Origin of the sequence: Pseudoflavonifractor hominis (assembly GCF_014288125.1) — a bacterium.
Lineage (GTDB): Bacteria > Bacillota > Clostridia > Oscillospirales > Oscillospiraceae > Pseudoflavonifractor_A > Pseudoflavonifractor_A gallinarum.
In genome coordinates this window covers 1-16,964 of record NZ_JACOPR010000004.1, presented here as the reverse complement: position 1 = coordinate 16,964, position 16,964 = coordinate 1, and the positions used below count along the sequence as shown (strand labels likewise).

The 16,964-nt window shown below is 57.4% G+C and carries 27 protein-coding genes; 5 read left to right on the top strand and 22 right to left on the bottom strand.

Annotated features, from left to right (window positions below; all coding sequences use genetic code 11):
• Nucleotides 1–3: 3 nt before the first annotated feature.
• The 11 genes from ylxM to H8S34_RS07790 all read right to left on the bottom strand — a co-directional run bounded on the left by ylxM (nt 4) and on the right by H8S34_RS07790 (nt 6,807).
• Complete coding sequence (ylxM, locus tag H8S34_RS07840) at nt 4–375, bottom strand: YlxM family DNA-binding protein (RefSeq protein WP_101692966.1); 372 nt, start codon at nt 373–375, stop codon at nt 4–6.
• Between the two features lie 188 nt (nt 376–563).
• On the bottom strand, nt 564–974 hold the full coding sequence (locus H8S34_RS07835; RefSeq protein WP_101692967.1) for a cytidine deaminase family protein: 411 nt from the start codon (nt 972–974) through the stop codon (nt 564–566).
• Nucleotides 975–1,148: 174 nt separating this feature from the next.
• On the bottom strand, nt 1,149–1,700 hold the full coding sequence (locus H8S34_RS07830) for a hypothetical protein (RefSeq protein WP_101692968.1): 552 nt from the start codon (nt 1,698–1,700) through the stop codon (nt 1,149–1,151).
• Nucleotides 1,693–2,136 carry a bilirubin utilization transcriptional regulator BilQ gene (bilQ, locus tag H8S34_RS07825; protein WP_243207959.1) on the bottom strand — a complete coding sequence of 148 codons (444 nt, stop codon included), beginning with the start codon at nt 2,134–2,136 and terminating at the stop codon, nt 1,693–1,695. Before bilQ ends, H8S34_RS07830 begins: the two co-directional genes overlap by 8 nt.
• A gap of 165 nt (nt 2,137–2,301) precedes the next feature.
• Nucleotides 2,302–2,811 (bottom strand): P-loop NTPase family protein, encoded by a 510-nt coding sequence (locus tag H8S34_RS07820; RefSeq protein ID WP_186963760.1) that lies wholly within the window; start codon nt 2,809–2,811, stop codon nt 2,302–2,304.
• The gene (locus tag H8S34_RS07815) at nt 2,811–4,028 is read right to left on the bottom strand and encodes an RtcB family protein (RefSeq protein WP_186963612.1); all 1,218 of its coding nucleotides are present in this window, start codon (nt 4,026–4,028) and stop codon (nt 2,811–2,813) included. Before H8S34_RS07815 ends, H8S34_RS07820 begins: the two co-directional genes overlap by 1 nt.
• 87 nt (nt 4,029–4,115) lie before the next feature.
• Nucleotides 4,116–4,346 carry an Imm17 family immunity protein gene (locus H8S34_RS07810; protein WP_101692971.1) on the bottom strand — a complete coding sequence of 77 codons (231 nt, stop codon included), beginning with the start codon at nt 4,344–4,346 and terminating at the stop codon, nt 4,116–4,118.
• A gap of 282 nt (nt 4,347–4,628) precedes the next feature.
• Entirely contained in the window at nt 4,629–5,048 is a 420-nt protein-coding gene (locus H8S34_RS07805; protein ID WP_101692972.1) for a DUF2871 domain-containing protein, read from the bottom strand.
• Between the two features lie 13 nt (nt 5,049–5,061).
• Nucleotides 5,062–5,727 (bottom strand): hypothetical protein, encoded by a 666-nt coding sequence (locus tag H8S34_RS07800; RefSeq protein ID WP_186963610.1) that lies wholly within the window; start codon nt 5,725–5,727, stop codon nt 5,062–5,064.
• 3 nt (nt 5,728–5,730) lie between these two features.
• The gene (locus H8S34_RS07795; RefSeq protein ID WP_186963608.1) at nt 5,731–6,180 is read right to left on the bottom strand and encodes a hypothetical protein; all 450 of its coding nucleotides are present in this window, start codon (nt 6,178–6,180) and stop codon (nt 5,731–5,733) included.
• A 69-nt stretch (nt 6,181–6,249) separates the two neighbouring features.
• Nucleotides 6,250–6,807 (bottom strand): TetR/AcrR family transcriptional regulator, encoded by a 558-nt coding sequence (locus H8S34_RS07790; protein ID WP_101692975.1) that lies wholly within the window; start codon nt 6,805–6,807, stop codon nt 6,250–6,252.
• 140 nt (nt 6,808–6,947) lie between these two features.
• Between H8S34_RS07790 and H8S34_RS07785 the strand changes: the two genes are divergently transcribed.
• From H8S34_RS07785 to H8S34_RS07775, 3 genes are all read left to right on the top strand, one after another.
• Nucleotides 6,948–7,340, top strand: a complete 393-nt coding sequence (locus H8S34_RS07785; protein WP_101693970.1) for a pyridoxamine 5'-phosphate oxidase family protein — start codon at nt 6,948–6,950, stop codon at nt 7,338–7,340.
• Nucleotides 7,341–7,474: 134 nt separating this feature from the next.
• Complete coding sequence (locus tag H8S34_RS07780) at nt 7,475–7,825, top strand: DUF2200 domain-containing protein (protein WP_101692976.1); 351 nt, start codon at nt 7,475–7,477, stop codon at nt 7,823–7,825.
• Between the two features lie 133 nt (nt 7,826–7,958).
• A complete protein-coding gene (locus H8S34_RS07775; RefSeq protein ID WP_101692977.1) occupies nt 7,959–8,618 on the top strand; it encodes a CatB-related O-acetyltransferase in 660 nt (219 codons plus the stop codon).
• 93 nt (nt 8,619–8,711) lie between these two features.
• Here the strand turns inward: H8S34_RS07775 and H8S34_RS07770 are convergent, their stop codons facing one another.
• Nucleotides 8,712–9,161, bottom strand: coding sequence for a helix-turn-helix transcriptional regulator (locus H8S34_RS07770; RefSeq protein ID WP_186963606.1), 450 nt, complete (start codon nt 9,159–9,161; stop codon nt 8,712–8,714).
• A 153-nt stretch (nt 9,162–9,314) separates the two neighbouring features.
• Here H8S34_RS07770 and H8S34_RS07765 point away from each other — a divergent pair, with 153 nt between their 5' ends.
• A complete protein-coding gene (locus tag H8S34_RS07765; protein WP_101692979.1) occupies nt 9,315–9,842 on the top strand; it encodes a pyridoxamine 5'-phosphate oxidase family protein in 528 nt (175 codons plus the stop codon).
• Nucleotides 9,843–9,902: 60 nt separating this feature from the next.
• On the opposite strand, the gene H8S34_RS07760 is transcribed toward H8S34_RS07765, so the two are convergent.
• The 10 genes from H8S34_RS07760 to H8S34_RS07720 all read right to left on the bottom strand — a co-directional run bounded on the left by H8S34_RS07760 (nt 9,903) and on the right by H8S34_RS07720 (nt 16,231).
• On the bottom strand, nt 9,903–10,361 hold the full coding sequence (locus tag H8S34_RS07760) for a metallophosphoesterase family protein (protein WP_101692980.1): 459 nt from the start codon (nt 10,359–10,361) through the stop codon (nt 9,903–9,905).
• Nucleotides 10,362–10,375: 14 nt separating this feature from the next.
• Nucleotides 10,376–11,014 carry a Vat family streptogramin A O-acetyltransferase gene (locus H8S34_RS07755; protein ID WP_186963604.1) on the bottom strand — a complete coding sequence of 213 codons (639 nt, stop codon included), beginning with the start codon at nt 11,012–11,014 and terminating at the stop codon, nt 10,376–10,378.
• A 13-nt stretch (nt 11,015–11,027) separates the two neighbouring features.
• Nucleotides 11,028–11,342 carry a TIGR04076 family protein gene (locus tag H8S34_RS07750; RefSeq protein ID WP_186963603.1) on the bottom strand — a complete coding sequence of 105 codons (315 nt, stop codon included), beginning with the start codon at nt 11,340–11,342 and terminating at the stop codon, nt 11,028–11,030.
• Entirely contained in the window at nt 11,339–11,749 is a 411-nt protein-coding gene (locus H8S34_RS07745) for a peptide deformylase (RefSeq protein ID WP_101692983.1), read from the bottom strand. Before H8S34_RS07745 ends, H8S34_RS07750 begins: the two co-directional genes overlap by 4 nt.
• Before the next feature lie 105 nt (nt 11,750–11,854).
• Nucleotides 11,855–13,426: a hypothetical protein gene (locus tag H8S34_RS07740; RefSeq protein ID WP_186963601.1), complete on the bottom strand. Its 1,572-nt coding sequence runs from the start codon at nt 13,424–13,426 to the stop codon at nt 11,855–11,857.
• Entirely contained in the window at nt 13,419–14,126 is a 708-nt protein-coding gene (locus tag H8S34_RS07735) for an ABC transporter ATP-binding protein (protein ID WP_186963599.1), read from the bottom strand. Before H8S34_RS07735 ends, H8S34_RS07740 begins: the two co-directional genes overlap by 8 nt.
• Nucleotides 14,127–14,168: 42 nt before the next feature.
• Nucleotides 14,169–14,372: a hypothetical protein gene (locus H8S34_RS07730; RefSeq protein WP_186963597.1), complete on the bottom strand. Its 204-nt coding sequence runs from the start codon at nt 14,370–14,372 to the stop codon at nt 14,169–14,171.
• Nucleotides 14,373–14,383: 11 nt separating this feature from the next.
• Nucleotides 14,384–15,325, bottom strand: a complete 942-nt coding sequence (locus tag H8S34_RS07725; protein ID WP_186963595.1) for a hypothetical protein — start codon at nt 15,323–15,325, stop codon at nt 14,384–14,386.
• A gap of 77 nt (nt 15,326–15,402) precedes the next feature.
• Entirely contained in the window at nt 15,403–15,525 is a 123-nt protein-coding gene (locus tag H8S34_RS15340; RefSeq protein ID WP_279287846.1) for a hypothetical protein, read from the bottom strand.
• A gap of 178 nt (nt 15,526–15,703) precedes the next feature.
• Nucleotides 15,704–16,231, bottom strand: a complete 528-nt coding sequence (locus tag H8S34_RS07720) for an XRE family transcriptional regulator (protein ID WP_186963593.1) — start codon at nt 16,229–16,231, stop codon at nt 15,704–15,706.
• Between the two features lie 179 nt (nt 16,232–16,410).
• On the opposite strand from H8S34_RS07720, the gene H8S34_RS07715 reads away from it, so the two are divergent.
• Nucleotides 16,411–16,863: a hypothetical protein gene (locus H8S34_RS07715; protein WP_186963591.1), complete on the top strand. Its 453-nt coding sequence runs from the start codon at nt 16,411–16,413 to the stop codon at nt 16,861–16,863.
• The last annotated feature ends 101 nt before the right edge of the window (nt 16,864–16,964 follow it).

Sequence of the window (16,964 nt, the reverse complement as noted above, 5' to 3'; positions counted from 1 at the left end):
AGATTACTCCTGCCTGAGCTGGTCCAGGATGGACTGGATGTCGTTGCAGCTGCCCTCAATCCCGTTATCGTAATAGCGGCGCTCCTCGTTGATCTGCCGGATGCGGTCCACGGCGGTCTGAATGTCGGTGAACTGCTCCTGCATCTTGTGGAAGCGCCGGATGATCCCGGTCTTGTCCTCCAGTTCGGTCAGAATGGCCTCGGCCCGGACGATCACGTCCCGGACGCCCTGGCGGGTGATGCCGTAGTTCTCGGCGATCTCGGCCAGGGAGAGGTCTTCATTGTAATAGAGGTCATAGAATTCCTTCTGGCGGTCCGTGAGCATGTCGCCGTAAAAATCGAACAGCATCGCCATGCGGTACGCCTGGTTTTTCATTCCGTGACCTCCTTCTGAGAACCGGTTTGTAAAGGTTGGGCACTTTGTAAAGTTCGTGAGCTTTACAACACAAAAGATGATACCTGATTTTGCCCCTCTTGTCAAGGGAAATTCCAACATCCGCAATATAATTTCCGGGTGCTCCGGGATGGGTTTTCGTGCGGAATGCCGAAAGGGGGGAGGGAAGGTCAGCGCTTCCAGCCCCACCAGTCGGGGATTAGCTCTTCCAGGCGCACCGTGCGGCGGCTGGCATAGTCCACGAGGATCTCGGCGTCTCGATTTTGCGGATTGAGCTGCATCAGAAATTCCCGGCAGGCCCCGCAGGGCATCCCGCTGCCCTCTGTGGGGGGTGCCTCCCGGAAGGCGAGGACCCGCCGGATCAGCGTCTGCCCGCTGCTCAGGTACATGTGGAGTGCGGCGGTCCGTTCCGCGCACAGGTCCATGACGCCGCAGGCGCTCTCGATGCAGAAGCCGGTATAGATGCGTCCGTCTCCGCTCTCCACGGCGGCCGCCACATGGTGGGCGTAGAGGAAGGGGGAGAGCTGGGTGGGGTGATACTGCTCCCGTGCGGCCAGATACATGCGTTCCCAGATATCCATAGGGAATGGCTCCTTTCCAAGTGGTATGGACTTCTATTTTAGGATATATGGGTGGACCTGTAAACAGGGGTGTAAATTTATTCTATCCGCCGGCGGGATGATAAAAAGGCCTGCCAGAGCACCCGGGTTCTGCCGGGCCCTCTGGCAGGCTTGCAAAAAAGAGAGGGGAGGGGATCAGTCGGCGCGCTTGTAGAGGATGGGTTCATCATACCCGAAGGTCTTTTTGCCGTTGACCTCCATGCTCTCACTGACCTCCAGGCACTGAGACGAGAAGCGCTCGAACAGGGTGAATTTCAGCACGGGGGAGAACATGCTGACGCTGCCGCCCTCCCATACACCGTCCTTCTCCACATACAGGGCGGGGGTGAATTTTTCCGACTGCTTCAGATCCCGGAAGTCGATCTCCTGGAGATTCTGATAGGTAAAGGTGTTTTTGTCATAGCCGGCGGGGATCTCGTAAGAGGTCAGCCGGATGCCGCCCTCCTCCTCGGTGAAGAGGAACAGGTGCGGGGTGGCGTGGGTGTTCCCCTTAGCGGTGTAGTAGCTCTCCTCCAGCAGGAAGGCCCCCTGGAAATCGGCCGGCAGGTGGGAGATCTTGTCGTTGCAGACGGTGTTCACATGCCGGGCGTAGGGAAAGTCGGGCTGGTCCGCTTTTTTGGCTTCAAACTGCTCCGCATTGTCAAAGTTTCCGGACAGGAGCGCAAGAAAGGCATTGAGTTTATTCATGATTTGATTCCTCCATGTGGTGATTCATAGAAAATGTGATCTGCTTCAAAAGGTCGATCAGCAGGTGTCGGCTGTTTTCGTCCAGGGGAGAGAGGACCTGTTCATCCCACTCGGCAAAGAGGGAGCGGCTGGCCGCGAAGACCGTGCTGCCGCGCTCGGTCAGGCATACGATATTGGCTCTCTGGTCCATGGGGTTCTTGCGCTGGTCCACAAAGCCGTGCTCGATCAGCTTGGAGAGGGTCCGGTTCAGTTGCCCGGCGTCCAGCTTGAGGGATTCGGAGATCTCTTTTGGCGAGCACTGCCGCCGCTTGCCGATATAGATGAGGATGAAGAGCTGACTGTAGGTGACGCCCAGCTCCGCCATTCTCTCGGAGCAGTAGGCGACAAAGTGCTTTCGTAGTACGGAGATAGAAAAGGCAAAGGAGTCGCTGTACAAGGAATCACCTCCATTTATTTGACAAAATCAAGTATAGGACATATACTTGATAAAGTCAAGTATAAAATTCAAACAAGAAAGGGGATTCTTCGCCCCTCCGATCAAACGACAAAGCCCCCCGTCCTGTGCCACCGGCGGACCGGCACAGGATGGGGGGCTTCTCTTTTATTTGGGGCAGTGGGGCCCAGTTTGCCGGCGAAGCCATTGGCTGGCCTCCGCTCGGCGGCGGAACACAAAGACCGTCTTTCCCGCCTGGTACCGTTCCAGAAGGGCGTAGATCTGCGGCAGCTGCGTCTGTGGGAAGTCCTCGATGCACTGCCGGAACTCCGGGTCAAAGGTCTCCTCCACCCAGGGGAGATCTTCACGGGGCATGCCGATGCGGGATGCGGCTCCCCTCAGGCAGACCGAAGGGGGATAATCCAGCAGGAATACCGTGTCGCAGTGCCGCAGCCGGAGCTCCAGCGTGCGCAGATAGTTGCCGTCCACGATCCAGCGTTCCTGGCGTAGGATTTCGGACAGACGCGCGTCAAATGCGGAAGGGGAGATCTGCGTCCCATCCGGCCGGTGCCAGATCTGGTCCAGGTAGTAGAGAGGCAGGCCGGTCAGATCCCGCAGGGCCCGGGCAAAGGTGCTCTTTCCCGCCCCCGGGCAGCCAATCACCAGAATCCGCTCCATCACCTCACCGCTTCCTCATCTCCGGCCTTGAAGTTGTAGATGGGGCGGATGATCTTTACCACATCCGCGGTGGGGCCGATGTTGTCCAGAATGTCCTGCATCCCCTTGTAGGCCATGGGGCACTCGTCCAGGGTGGCCTTGCTCACCGAGGTGGTGTAGACCTCTGCCATCTGCTTTTTGAACTCGGACACGGTAAAGGACTGCTTGGCGTCCGCCCGGCTCATCAGGCGGCCTGCCCCGTGGGGGGCGGAGCAGTTCCAGTCCTCGTTGCCCTTGCCGACACAGAGGAGGCTCCCGTCCCGCATGTTGATGGGGATGAGCAGCGGTTCCCCTGCCTTGGCGGAGACGGCCCCCTTCCGCAGGATCATGGCGTCGGTGTCGATATAGTTGTGGATGGTAGTGAATTGCTCCTCCACGTGGAGCTTCATGCCCTTGATGATCTCGTCCATGATGGCCTGCCGGTTGAGCATGGCAAAGTGCTGGACGAGCTTCATATCGTGGATGTACTGCTCAAACAGCGCCCCGGACACATAGGCCAGGGCCTTGGGAATACTGGTCTGCTTGAGATTCTTACGCTTTTTCAGCTCTTTCTGAATCTCCTTCTCCCGGCCCTCCGCCTTCATCTGGGCGACCAGGGCCTGGAGAGAGGCGTCGTCCGTGTGGTTGAGGACCTTGTAGCCCTCTTCCTGGTAGTAGCTGGCCACCTCCACGCCCAGATGACGGCTGCCCGAATGGACCACGAGATAGAGGTTTCCCTCGTCATCCCGGTCCACCTCGATAAAGTGGTTCCCGCCGCCCAGAGTGCCGATGCTCTTTTCCGCCCGCAGAAGGTCCACGTGGCGGGCACAGCACAGCTCACCCAGGTCGATCTCACTGCAATAGCGGTGGGCCTTGTCCCGGATGGAGAAGCCGGAGGGGATCTTCTCATAGATCAGCTTGTCCAGCTTTTGGAGCTCCAGCCGGCGTTCCCGGATGCGCACGGTCTCCATGCCGCAGCCGATGTCCACCCCCACCAGATTGGGCACCACCTTGTCGGTGATGGTCATGGTGGTGCCGATGGTGCACCCCGCGCCGGCGTGGATGTCGGGCATGAGCCGGATGCGTCTGCCCGCCGCAAATTCCTGATTGCACAGCTCCTGGACCTGTGCGATGGAGGCGCTGTCCACCACGTCGGTGAAGATCTTGGCCTCGTTGTATTTTCCTTTGATTTCGATCATGATAACCTCGCTGAATGGTGTTCGTTGTGATTCGATCGGTACCGCAGAGCTTGTCTGCGGCATGCGTCAACCCCGGCGGATCTGCCCTCACAGCGTCAGCAGACAGCGCCAGAGGCTGGACACGATCAGCACGATCCCCAACAGGAAAAAGATCGCCCGCCGGGAGCCGCGGCTATAGCGATGGGATTCGGGCTTGCCGGTGGGATCGCAGAGCCAATTCCAATTCAGAATGGCGCCGAGCAGCAGCAGTATGCCAATCGCCAGGGAAATCAAGTACCAATGCTCCCGCAGTATGGCTGGAAACTTCGCTCCTTCCATTTGGCGTTCCTCCTTACGCAAACAACACTCCAGGTGCAGCAGCCAGGGCAAAGGGCATTTCTCTTGGCGAGTGGAGAAAGCCCCCCTGCCACACGGCCGGGCAGATTTCGTTTTTTCATGACATGGGGAGGGGAATCGGAGATCCTGCTTCAAATCCATCATACATAATTTTATGGAAACCATCAACTGAAAGTTTTGTTCCTGCACCCCTGTGCTGGCAGAAAAGAGAACAGAGAGGGGGCTGATGCACCGCACCAGCCCCCATTCCAATCTTTTATGTTCTTATCCTTGCGCCGCCGGTACGCTGCGTTTGACTTGCAGAAGCAGCAGCACCAGACTGACGCCCAGCAGGATATGGCCGATCCCGGCCATGCCGGAGATGGCCGCGTTCACGCCGGAGGAAAGGGTGTTTCCCAGCACCTGGATCACACCCCGGACGGCCAGCATCACAGCGGTCAGATTCAGACCCACGTGATAGACGGCCAGTACCCGCCCGGTGGCGGCTCCTGTGAAGGAAAAGTTCTTCTCCAGCACAAGCAGCAGCAGGAAAAATACCATGCCCAGCAGGAAGTAGTGGGTATGTACCATGGAGAGGGTCGTTCTGGCCGTAAAGCCGTTGAACTTGGTAAACTCCCGGTAAAATACACCGCCCACCATGGCGAGGATGGCGTACACCAAAGCCGTGTTGCTATATCGTTTCATACCGGATTCTCCTTTATTTGCACTCCTGCTTCATGGCAAAGTACCCGATGAGCACCGTCCAGACATAGGCGCAGGTCTTGGGGATCATCAGCATCCCGATCATGGGGATGGCGTCTGCCCACAGCACTACCGGGATGTAAAAGCCGAAGCTCAGCACGATGGTCAGCCACATCCAGCGGAAGGCCCGGTCCCCCTGAGCCTTGGCGCTGCGGTAGAAGAGCACGATCACCAGAAGGCCCAGCAGGGCAAAGGGAATGTTGCGGTAGATGCCCCAGGAGAGGGGCGCGTCGGCGCTGAGCCACTGGTTCTGGGGCATCATGCAAAGGAAAATTCTCAGCCCCGCCAGGACATACACCGCGGCGGTGAGGCCACTCTGTCCCTGCACGCGGTACCGCTGCCGCCACACATAGTAGAGCAGGACATAGAAGATGGTCATGGTGACCGAGGTGATCCATTTGCCCAGCCCCAGCGGAACGGTATAGTGTTCCAGGCCCGTGGTGCACAGAGCCACCGCACGGGGGATCAGATGGAAGGCGTCGCCCGCGCCCAACACCACCGCCATGAGACCGAACAGCCGGAATTGACGATTTCCCTTGCTGCCCTGGATCATCCGGACCCCGATGGTAATGACGGAGATCAGATAGACGGCATCAAACAGTGTTTCCATAATTGCCTGCATGGTTTACTCTCCTTTTTGCTCCATATTGTTTTGTGCAGAGGATGCGGCAAAGACCGCCTTGCCGAAGTTTCGGCCGAACAGCAGCCCGGCCAGCAGAAGGGCCGCGCCCAGTCCGGTATAGAAGACGGCGATAAACCGCTCCGGGGCCAACCCGCTCACGCGCAGGCCGATGCCGCCGGTCATCATCACCGCCATGATGGCGAAGGCCTTTCCGTCAAAGAATTTCAGGAAGAAGTGCCGCTCCTCCAGGTAGGAAATGATCCTGGCCGTGTGCTTTTTCACCAGCTTTCCGAAGATAAACCGCTGGAACACGACAAAAACCAGCACAGACAGCAGATAATTCACCACCGTAAGATAGGGCGGATAGGCCATCAGACCGATGCGGAGAATATTGAAGCCCGCCGCGCTCCACACCAGACAGGCGAGCAGCAGCGTATTCCGTTTTACTTTCATTTGGGTCCTCCTTTTGGTGAACGATGTTCAATTTCGTGGATATAAAATTCCCACGGCAGAGTGGGAATTTTAATAGAGGGTCCTGCGGACGATCTCCAGTACCGGCGCAGGGTCGTAATCCTGCCGCAGCAGGGCGGACAGCATCAGAGAGAACAGGAGGTCCGCAAATTTCTCCGCCGTAAAGGCCGCGGTAAAGGCGTCCGGCCGGACTTTGCGATCCCGCCTCAGGACGGAACACAGCCCCTCTAAAATATGCTGCCAAGTCTGCTGCATCCGCCGCTTTCCATCCGATTTGTCCTCGCCCAGGAAGCCCAGGGAGTGGAGGGTGAAAAAACCAGGATACTCGTTGCAGCCGTATTCCATCCGCCCATACAGCCAGGTAATGCAGGCCTGGGTGTCCTGAAACACGGCCCCGTCCTCCGGACGGTGGAAGATCTCACACCAGACGCTCTCCACCGTGGCGCCCATCAGGGCGGCCTTGGAATCGAAATAGTTGTAAATGGATCCAACCGATACTCCGCAGGCCGCTGCCACCGAGCGGATGCTGATCGCCGACCAGCCCTCCCGGCGGATCAGCTCCCGGCTGGTCTTCAGGATCTCCTCTTTGGATGTGACAATGGTATTCATCCGATCACCTCAATATGAACACTGTTCATTATAGCGGTTTGGGCGCTCTTGTCAAGGATTTTCCGTTCCGGCGCTGTCTGGGGATGTTGACGGTGGAGAAGCAGGGGTATACAATGGAGAAAAACAAGGAGGGATATTCCATGGAAGAAGTCTACAAATTCCTGAAAACCTGCGGCACTTATTATCTGGCTACCATGGACGGAGATCAGCCTCGGGTACGCCCCTTCGGCACCGTGGATCTGTACCAGGGCCAGCTCACCATCCAGACTGGACGGAAAAAGGATATTGCGCGGCAGATGCTGGAAAATCCGAAGGTGGAGATCTGCGCCTTTGATGGACAGCGTTGGTTGCGTTTGGCGGCTAAGGCTGTGGAAGTGCCCGAAGTGGCGGCTCAGGAACATATGCTGGATGCCTATCCCGATCTCCGTGCCATGTATGCCCCGGGTGACGGGAACACCATGATTTTTGCCCTGACGGAAGCCACTGCGACCTTCTCTTCCTTTACCGAGCCCAGCCGCACGGTTACCTTCTGATCATTCTCACCATCCAGCCGGCACTGCGAGTTGCAGTGCCGGTTTTTATACTGTCCGAGGGCCAGAACCAATCTGGTTGTCAGGGGTAAGTGCGTATGGTATGATGAAAGCACAAAATGGAGGGAGGTATTTTTATGCCCCGCACCGATGTAACACAGATGCCCTTTTCCAAGCTCTATCCGCTCCTGGTCAATAAGGCCGGGAAGAAGGGCCGCAGCAGGGAAGAGGTGGACCAGGTGACCGCTTGGCTCACCGGATACACGGCCGAGGAGATTGCCCGGCTGGAGGAGTCCGACACCAGCTATGGGGACTTTTTCCGCAACGCCCCCGCTCTGAACCCCAACCGCACCCTCATCACCGGCAAGGTGTGCGGCGTCCGGGTGGAGGAGATCGAGGACCCCCTGATGCGGGAGATCCGGTACCTGGACAAGCTGGTGGACGAGCTGGCCAAGGGAAAATCCATGGAGCAGATTTTGAGAGCATGATGGTTTGACGGGCGATGCCGAACCATCCGCACAGGAGTGTACAAGAATGAAAGAAATCAGAAAAAAACGGGCGGTTGCCACCCCAGGATGCCGGAGGAAGGATGTGATCGAAACATAAGAAAGGATGACAGGCATGCATCAGATACCAGACCCCAATCAGGTCTTTCCAAACGAATATAAGACCTCCTGCTTTATCAAAAATGTGGTCAAGGCCCCCAATATCTCCATCGGGGACTACACTTATTACGACGATTCGGAAGACCCAACCGGATTTGAACGGAACAATGTGCTCTTTAACTACCCGGAGTTTGGGGACCATCTCATCATCGGGAAGTTCTGCGCCATCGCCTCGGGCACAAAGTTCATCATGGGGCCGGCCAACCACCGCATCAGCAGCGTTACGACCTATCCGTTCCATGTGTTCGGCGGAGCTTGGCAGGAGAACACCCCGCCCCACCTGGATCAGCTCCCCCGAAAAGGGGATACCGTGCTGGGCAATGACGTCTGGATCGGGCGGGAGTGCGTCATCATGCCGGGTGTCCGGATCGGCGACGGCGCGATCGTGGCCGCCTGTTCCGTGGTGGTCCGGGACATCCCGCCCTACACGGTGTTTGGGGGCAATCCGGCGAAGTTCATCAAGAACCGGTTTGACGAGGAGTTGACCGGCCTGCTGCTGCAATTCCGGTGGTGGGATCTGGAGCCGGAGGAGTTGGTGGAGGTCCTGCCCCTGCTGTGCGATCCGGATCTGGAGAAGGTCAAGCGAGAGATCCGCGCAAGAGTTCGCACGAAGTAACATGAAATAAGCCTGCGGGCGAGCCATCAAACAAGAGACTCCCTCCATCCTGTGACAGCCTATGGGCCGCACAGAATGGGGGAAGTGTATTTTTCACATCTGGCCCTTCCACACCCGGGCCAGAATGTCCTTGAGCACCAGTAAGGCGTCGGTGTGATTGTAGCCGTAGTCCACCCGCAGCTGGGTGAGCATCTCCCGCAGAGCGGGGGCATAGTCGTTGATGCGCACCCTCTGATGGTAGGTGGAGAGCACCGGGTACTTCTTGCTCCATACCTTGTTCCAGTCGATCCGGGCCTGGGCCTCGTCGCTGACGCTGTCGATCATCTGCTGGGCCTGCTGCTCGTCAAAGTCGTACTCGATCAGCTCGTCCAGGGTCATGTGGTAGAGCATGGCCAGCCCCTTGGACTGGCGGATGTCGGGCAGGGTCTCATTAGTCTCCCACTTGGAGATGGTCTGGCGGCTCACCCCCAGTTTTTCAGCCACATTTTCCTGCGACAGCCCGCTCTTTTTCCGGGCGTGATATAAGCTGCTTCCCAAACTCATGGTATGTTCCTCCTGCGTTCCGGTTTCTGCATTTCAGTATACCGTCCGGGCGGCCAAAAATCTACCAGGGAAAGCGGTCACTTTCGCCCGGATTCCTGACATTTTTTCCGACTATGTGCTATACTGAAGAAAAGCAGATCGGGAGGGATGTGTATGACAGACGAGGCATATCAGGCCGCTGCCCGCTATTGGGAGGAAAAGGACGCGGTCAGCGTCCGGCTGGAGCAGGATAAACTGCGGGCCATGGTGGAGGAGTATATCCAGTCCAACAACACCTGTGCCCTGGCCACCGGGACCGGGGACTATGTACGCTGTACCCCCATCGAATACAGCTGGCACGACGGCGCTTTCTGGATGTTCAGCGAGGGAGGGAAAAAGTTCATCGGCCTTCAGAGCAACCCCCATGTGTGCCTGGCCATTTATGACCGGTATGAGGGCTTTGGAAAGCTCCATGGGATGCAGGTGATGGGCCTGGCCGAGCTGGTGGAGCCGTTCAGCGAAGCCTACAACGCCCACGCCACATGGAAAAAGCTCTCCCTGGAATTTCTGCGCAGGCTGGAGAGCCCCATGCACCTGCTCCGTGTCCGTCCTACCCGCATCGAGTGCCTGTTCTCCGACTTCAAGGAGCTCGGGTGCGCCCCGCGGCAGACGCTGCTGCTGGAGGGGACGATCCTGGAATGAAAATAGAGCGCCCGGAGTTTTCAAGCTCCGGGCGCTTTTTGCGTGGTCAAATGGGATTTGTCATTTCACTTCATGGGGAATGATGACCTTTTCCACCTGAATCTTCCCGTCCGTCAGCTCCGCCATCATCATGGTGATCTCCTGATGGAACCGCCGGGGACCGCAGGAGCCGGGATTGAGCCAGAGGATACCGTCCCGCTCCTCCTGCACATACTTGTGGGAGTGGCCAAAGACTACCACATCCACGCCGGAAAGGTCCGCCGGGACCTCTTTTTTGTTGTGGACCATGGCAAAGGTCACGCCGTCCAGGGTCACGGTGAGGTCGTGGGGGATGTGCTCGGCCCACTCCTTGTCGTTGTTGCCCCGGACGATGTAGAGAGGGGCGTATTGCCGCAGCTCGTCCACGATACTGGGCTTGTTGATGTCGCCGCCGTGGAGAATGGCGTCGGCGGTTTTCAGATGTTCCACCACCTCAGGCCGCAGCAGGCCATGGGTGTCGGATAGAATGGCAAGTTTCATGCGCTGTCCTCCCATCACGGCTCGATGCGGCGGATCTGCGCGAGATCACCGCTGCACAGGGCCTCCAGGTTCCGGAAGATTTTTTCCGCATCCCAGTCCCACCAGCGGAGTTTCCGCAGGTAGTCGGTCAGCTCCGGGTCAAAGCGGGGGCGGATCACCCGGCAGGGGTTTCCGGCCGCGATGGTATAGGGCGGGATGTCGCCGGCCACCACGGAATTGGCCCCGATGATGGCCCCGTCGCCGATGTGGACGCCGGGCAGTACAGTGACATTCTGTCCCATCCACACGTCGTTGCCCACCACGGTATCCCCTTTGAAGGGCAGCTCGTCCAGGGTGGGGGTGCACTTCTCCCACCCGTGGGCGAAGATGTTGAAGGGGTAGGTGGTGACCGAGGCCATGCGGTGGTTGGCCCCGTTCATCACAAACTCCACCCCCTTGCCGATGGCACAGAACTTTCCGATGATCAGCTTGTCCCCGATGAAGTCATAGTGGTGGGTCACATGGGCCTCGAAGTCCTCGCCTCCGGTGGACGCGTCGTCATAATAGGTGTAGTCGCCCACCTGGATATTGGAGCGGGTGATGACATTCTTGATATAGCAGACGCTGGGAATATATTCGTTGGGGTGGACAGCGTCCGGGTTCGGTCCAAACATCGTATGACCTCCTTTAGTCTGCATCCTCGTCCAAGGCCTCCACCAGGAAGCTCACCGGACGGAAGCCATCGTTGCAGGAGAGCATGGCGGACTTGGGGTTCTTCATCCAGCCATCGTAAAAGTTTTCCGCGCCGTGGCTCAGGGCCAGCACAAACGGGGAGAGGGTATCCCAGGCGCTGGGACAAAAGCCCTCCGGTTTCTCCCAGCCGTTGGCGACGAAGGTCTGCCCCACCGCCATGTCACAGGCGTGGGAGATGGGGTTTTCATATTGGGCCATCAGGTCCTCATAGCGGACGATGCGCATGACGGTGATTTTACACTTTTTCATATGAGGATGCCCTCGCAGTGGTCGATCTCGTGCTGGATGATCTGGGCCGTCCAGCCGGTAAAGGTTTTCAGCCGCTCCTGGAACTTCTCATTCTGCCAGCGCACCTTGATGGACTTCCAGCGCTTGGCCGGGCGGGTGCCGGTGAGAGAGAGGCAGGCCTCCTCCGCATCGTAGGGACCGGATTGTTTGACGATCTCCGGGTTGAACATGACCATATAGGTGCCCTCGTTGTCGAAGGCGATGATGCGCTTGTTCACGCCGATCATATTGGCCGCCATGCCCACGCAGCCCGCTTTGTGGTGCTCCAGGGTCTCCAGCAGGTCGGCGGCGACGGGCAGGTCCGCTGGCGTGGCAGGTTCCGCCTTTTGGGCCAGAAAGGTTTCATCCTTGCAGATATCTCGAATCATACTTGCTGCTCCTTCTTTGCCTTATTGCAGAAATTATAGCACAGCAGGCGGGGAAATGCCATGAGGAAGGATGTGTTTGCCCCGCAGGAAGAATTCGATGGCGGCTTATGTACGCAGCCGGAAGGTCTGCGGAGCGAATTTGTAGACCAGGATACAGGCGACCATGGAGTACAGTACGCAAAAGACGATGCAGGCCACGCCGAACACCAGCAGGGGCAGCCGGAGATCCATCATGAGATAGCACACCACATAGGTCAATACCATTGCGATGCGGTAGGTCCCGCTTTTCATCTCGGTTCCCGCTGTGTAGGGCTGTAGCAGGTAGTAGAGGGTCAGATAGTGGATGGAGAAGAAGAGGCTCATGGACAGAATGGAGGCCAGAAGCACCACATAGTTGAGGGGATTGTCCGTCCCACCGGAGGCGTAGAGGATCAGGACGAGCCCCACGCCGAGCACCAGGGCGGGAACTGCGTTGATCTTCATGATCTCCCGCAGGCGGATCTGAAAGAGTTTGAGGATCGATCCGGGCTGCTTGTAGAAGGAGTAGGTCAGCAGACTGTGGTCGCAGTTCATAAAGAGGGCCTGTGTAAAGCCGGTACCCCGGTTGATGAAATAGAGGATAAAGGCGAAGTAGGGCAGCCAGGTCATCCCGGACTGATGGATGTTGGTCTTGGCCTCTGGGAGCAGCTCCATGAGCAGCAGTACCCCGCAGCAGAGCACCGCGCAGATACCGGCGATGCGCAGAGAAGAGCGCCATAAAATCTTCCGGTGCCGCTGGATGAACAGCTCGTTGAGGTACTCAAAGCCCACTTTCTGGCTGGTGATGGAGGTATCCGTGGAGATGGCCTTCTCGCTGGCGGCTTTGGTGGCCTTCTTGGCCGAGTCCATCTGGGTGGGCACCTGGGAGAGAAGCTCCTGGTTGATCTCCCGGTAATACCGGAAGTTCACCACCTGGCGCAGGCTCACCAGGCCTGCCGGAATCCAGATCAGAAACAGTCCGGCGGAAACGGCCAGGGGCAGGACGAACCCGAGAGCGGGCGGCAGATAGGCCAGCACCAACAGCACTCCCGTCAGCAGCCAGACAAGTTTCTGAAGCTTATTTTCCTTGTGGACGGAGCCTTTTTTCTCATAATCCCGCAGGGAGTAAGCGGCCACGGACAGCTTGGCCCCTGCCACACAGAAGGGAAGCAGCAGGCACAGCCACAGGGGGACCCCACGCTCCAGCCCGAGCAGGAGGGTGAAGGGAAGGAAACCCACCACCGTCTTCAGGAGCGCATAGCCGTAATGGACCAGCGTGTAGGAGCGGGCGTTCATCCGCAGGAGGATCATGGCGTAATACTTGTCCCGGGTGGGCACAAAGAGACTGGTGTTCATATAGGAGCCAATCAGCGTCAGAAAGAGCAGAATGTGCAGAAAGGAGAGCGGGGACGGCACGTTCTGATAGAGAAGCCCCAGACCCCATACCATCGCCAGGAAGTAGAGGGCCTTAAAGAGAAAAATGGAGACCAGCTCCCAGAGCAGGGACAGGACATTGGCAAAGATCTTGAGTCCCCGGACCTGATACAGGGCGGCGGGGAGGAGGGATTTGAGCAGCGGGATCTGCCGCAGGGAATAGAGAATGTTGTTGACCCGATAGGTGTTTTTCAGAGAAAAGGACAGCCGCAGTGTGTTAAGCATAGGTTTCCTCTTTCAGCGCTGCAATGATTCGTTCTTTGAATTCCCGATCGTCCAGATTGGACTTCTCCACCACTTCCAGGGTTCCGTGACTGAGCAGCACGATCTCGTCACAGAGGTCCAGGGCCAGATCCAGAATGTGGGTGGAGAAAAGGGTGATCCGGCCGTCCTTCAGGGAGCGAAGCAGCTGCTTCATCTCCTCAGCCACCACCACATCCAGAGAGGTCAGCGGCTCGTCCAGCAGCAGGATCTTGGGCTGGGCGATGATGTTGACGAGCATCTGCATCTTGTTCTTCATGCCGTGGGAATAGTCCTTGAGGAGCTTATCCCGGTCCTCCGGCGCAATGCTCATCCAGTCAAAGTACTCATCCAGGGACTTGGGGCTTTGGATGGAGGCCCTGTTGATGTCCAGGAAGAACTTTAAAAACTCCCGCCCGGTCAGAAATTCGGGGACAGTAGGGGTGGAGAGCACATATCCGATGTCCTCCGCCGCCACATCCCGGCGCACCCCGTCCTCCTCCAGGTAAAAGGCGCCGCCGTCTGCTTTCATATCCCGGTTGAGACAATTGAAAAGGGTTGTCTTGCCGGCGCCGTTCCGCCCCAGCAGGCCGTAGATCTTCCCCTCCTGAAAGGTAAAATCAATATCTCTCAAAACCGTTTTTAGCTCAAAGCGCTTTGAGAGGTGTTCAATGACAAAGTTCATGGATCTCTCCTCGTTCTATAGTATTCCGATCAACGGACCGATTCACTGGATACGAAAACCGCTGGCCCCTTTCTGAAAGACATATTCCATCTTGTCTTTACGGGTGGCAAATTCCAAACGCTCATATCCCATTTCCTCGTGAAAGGATACGATGTGGTTTGTCCAGTCGATCCAGAGTACGTGAAGCTTCTGTGCTCCTGTGTCGTCGTCCATCGGGTTGTCGATCCTTCTTTCAAACTGTTTCATATGCGGTCCGCTCACATGGGCACGCTGTCTACCAGGCGTGTGATTTCCTGCTGGAGACTGTCCCGCTCTGCGGTGGCCTGGTCCATCAGAGTCTGTAAATGGCCCAGTACGCCGCAGATCTGATTTCTGGTATCCTGAATCTGGGCCTGGGATTGATGGATCTGATCCAGCACGGCCCAGTCGGCAAAGAGACCGTCAAAAAAGTAGTCGGCCATCCGCAGAAAGCCGTCGATACTGACCTGAAAATCGGCGGTGATGGTCACATCGGCCAGCTCCGTCTTGAAATGGCGCAGTCGAGACTGAAGAGATTCCACAGATGCCTGGGCCTTATCCAGATGGTCGTGCTTTGCCAGGTCGGCAAACAGGCCGCCGCCCACCAGATCCCAGGTGCCCCAGCTTTCCGCGCTCTGCAGGCTGTCGGCGATCTGGTCCGCAGTGACCAGCGCGGCCTGCCCGGCGGCACAGGCCTCTTCCAGTTCCCGCACCTGGCTCTCCAGATAGGCCGACCGCTCCTCCAGGGTCAGGATCTCTTCCGCCGTGCTGCCGCCGGCCGCTTTGACCGCCTGTGTTTTTTCCTGCCGCAGGGAGGCATAGCGCTGCTCGCAGTCCCGGAGGGAATCCAGCTCCTCCTCGGACCTGCGCAGATCGCACTTAACCCCGTCCAGCTCCCGGACGGCGGCGTCATATTTGACCCGGGCGGCGTAGGCCTCCCGCTTCTCCTGGGTCAATTTCTCATCCATTTTTCCGATGACTTGGTAGAAGAAGGCGGAAAGGCTCCGCCCTTCCAGGCGGTCCACATCCGCCTGTTCCTCCTGAAATTGCTGCTCCAGCTCCTGAGTCCGGGCGGTATACGTATCCCGCTGAGCACGCAGCTCTGCCACCGTGGCCTCCAGCTTCTTTTTCCGGGCGCACTGGGCCTGCAAAGCGCGCAGCTGTTCGTCATAAGGGCGCATACCCTCTGCCTCCTTTCCACGATACACACAGATCTCATCTCTCATTATCAAACCCTCCCAGCTTGCAAAAAAGGGCTTCACAGCACGGTGAGGCCCTCTGTTTGGAGATGGGAGTGGATAGAAGGTGGAAGCCGCTTTTTCAGGGCGGCTTCCACGCCCAAGGACTGCACATAGGCCGGATCGTTCCGGAGTCGCTCCATCAGACGGAGTGCCAGAATCCGCGCTTTTGTGTCCATTGGGATCACCTCGCTGTACATGGTCTCAGAGTGCTGCCCCTCTGCTTATGGGGATATTTTACCATTCCATCGGAGGAGCAACCAGGACAGATACAGCAAAATAGGAGCGCCTATTTCCACTGCGGCAGCAAAATGGTTCCGTTTAATTTTCCTCGGTTTCCAGCCGTTCCTTGCAGGCATGGTACTGCCTGGCATCAATGGCACCGGTGGCCAGCATCCGCTCCGCCCAGAGCTGCAGCGTCTCCACTGTGATGGAGATGCGCTCCAGTTCTTTCTGGATGAAGATGAAGTCTGTCAGCTCATCCTCGCTGATCATGCCGTCCGCCGTGATCTCAATGAGCCGCTCTTTGCGCTTGTTCATAGAGTTGAGAGAGGCCAGCATTTCCAGAACGATCTGGGACAGGTCCTTGATTTTTACTTCCGGCACATACTGCTGCCCGATGGGGCACTGGTTGGCACAGTAGTAGTTGCAGAGGCTGGGCTGTTTGTACTTATCCGCCATGACCAGCACTTCATCCGGGTGAGGCAGGCAGCGCTCGTTCTCGATCTTCTCGATGCGCTCGGGCGCAAGGGATTCCAAAAGTTCGCTGGCTGCTTCCCGGGTCAGGTGCAGCTCCTCCCGTGTTTTGTGGTAAATATTCTTATTCTCTTTCGTGGATACTCTCGCCATAACCGTCATCCCACCCTTATATATTCTCGTGGTCATTATACGGTTTTCCGACGAGAAAGGCAATTCCGGAAAAGTATCTTCTTGAAGAAAGCAGTCGGTTGCCCACGATGGGGAGCTGTGATAAAATCTACCTACCGCGGCCATCCAAACCTGATTTGACGAACAGAATGGAGAACCATATGAGAGAAGTAGACCCGAAGAGCACCTCCCGGGCACAGGCCTTTGCACTCTGGATGAAGGCGCCCCTGCCTATGGTGACTCTGATGAAAACCTTGGATGTAACCCCGCTGGTGCGCCTGAGCCGGAAACGGGGTTATAGGTTCAATATGCTCCTGTGCTGGTGCATTGGAAAGGCGGCGGCCGGAATGGAGGACTTTTACCTCCTTCCGGTGGGCGACAAGCTGATGCAGTACGACCGCCTGGCCGTCAACACGGTGGTGACCACCCGGGACGGCGGCATCGCTACCTGTGATATTCCCGTTTCCTCGGATCTGGAGCAATTCAACCGGGATTACCAGAAGCTTACCGGACAGGTCCACGAGAGCGGGGAGAGTTTTGAGCTGGGCGAGGAGTATATGGTCATCGGCACCTCCGCCCTGGCGAGGTATGAGATCCTTCAATTCGCAAAGTAACAGATAAAAAATTTTTTAGTGAAGGCCATGCGTAAGCGTGGCCTTCTTTTATTTCATCCAATCGGCATCATCTTCATCAATCAAACCCATAGCCGCTAGAC